This window comes from Polaromonas sp. P1_G2, assembly GCF_056405515.1.
Genome location: NZ_JBFUBY010000498.1, coordinates 1 through 1,381 on the forward strand (window position 1 = coordinate 1; position 1,381 = coordinate 1,381).

Below are 1,381 nucleotides of genomic sequence, written 5' to 3' on the forward strand. Positions count from 1 at the left end.
CAAGTACTCCGCCCCGGGCAGCGTGGTGGTGCTGACGCTGGGCGGTGACAAGGACGAGCTGGTCCTGCAGGTCAGCGACGAAGGCATCGGCATCCCGACCGCCGACCTGCCGCGGCTGTTCGAGAGCTTTCACCGCGGCTCCAACGTCGGCAACCGCCAGGGCTCGGGCCTGGGCCTGGCCATCGTCAAGCACGCCGTCGACCTGCACCACGGCAAAATCGAAGTGGCGAGCACGCCAGGCGCAGGCACCCGGTTCACGGTCAGCCTGCCCATCTCCCGGGGACAAACATGACACTGATTCTGATCGTTGAAGACGACGACGCCATCCGCAGCAACATCGTGCGCCTGCTCAAGCTCGAGGGTTTTGAGACCGCCGCCGCATCCGACGGCGTGCAAGGCCTGGCGCTGGCCCGCGCCAGCAGGCCGGACCTGATCATCTCCGACGTCGGCATGCCCGGCATGAACGGCTTCGAGCTGCTGGCCACCCTGCGCGCCGACCGCGACATGGCCAACACCCCCTTCATGCTGCTCACGGCGCTGGACGACCGCGACAGCATGCGCCGCGGCATGACCTCCGGCGCCGACGACTACCTGTCCAAGCCCTTCAGCCRCGCCGAGCTGCTGGACGCCGTCAATGCCCAGCTCAAGAAAAAAGCCCGGGTGCGCGAAGCCATTGATTCGGAAGTGGCCGCCGGCGAACAGCGCCTGCGCGCGGCCTTCTCCAATCGCATCAGCGGCGATCGGCCCGACTCGGTCCCCGTGGACATTCCCGCCACGGCGCAAACCGAAGAAATTTCCAGCGCCACGGTGCTGGTTGCCAGCATCCGTAACTTCACGTCCATCGCCGAAAAACTCAGCGCCGCCGAAGTTTCGCAATTGCTCACCGAATACTTCGAACGCGTCTCCGAACCCGTGCTGAAGAACAGCGGCCGCCACATCAAGTTCATCGGCGACGGCCTGATGGCGGTGTTTTCGGACACCATGACGGGCTCGCCGCTGCCGGCTCCGCGCCGGGCGATTTCCGCCGCCCTGGCCATGGCGCTGGCCACGCATGAATTCCGCGACTGGCTGGATGAACGCTTCAGCGCGCGCGCCCTGCCGCCCTTTGCCATGGGCGTGGGAATCCACAGCGGCGCCGTCACGCTGTGCCAGCTCGGCACGCAGCAGAACAAGGAAGTCACTCCCGTCGGCGAAACCGTGACCCTGGCCGCGCGCCTGGAAAGCGCATCCGAGGAAATGGGCTGGACCGTCATGGCCAGTGAAGAGGCCCTGGGCCTGGCCGGCACCGGCATACAGACCGGCATCCACACCTCACTGGTGGTGCCGGGCAAGAACCTCGCCATCGACGTGGTGGAAGTGATCGGCCTGGTCACCACCATGG

2 protein-coding genes are annotated in these 1,381 nt (G+C 66.4%); both read left to right on the forward strand.

Annotated elements, in window-relative coordinates:
- The coding region (locus tag AC1D0P_RS25625; RefSeq protein WP_477679305.1) for a sensor histidine kinase at positions 1–292 on the forward strand (292 nt) is incomplete at its 5' end.
- A partial coding sequence (locus AC1D0P_RS25630) for a response regulator (RefSeq protein ID WP_477679306.1) occupies positions 289–1,381 on the forward strand: 1,093 nt, incomplete at its 3' end. The genes AC1D0P_RS25625 and AC1D0P_RS25630, both read left to right, overlap by 4 nt.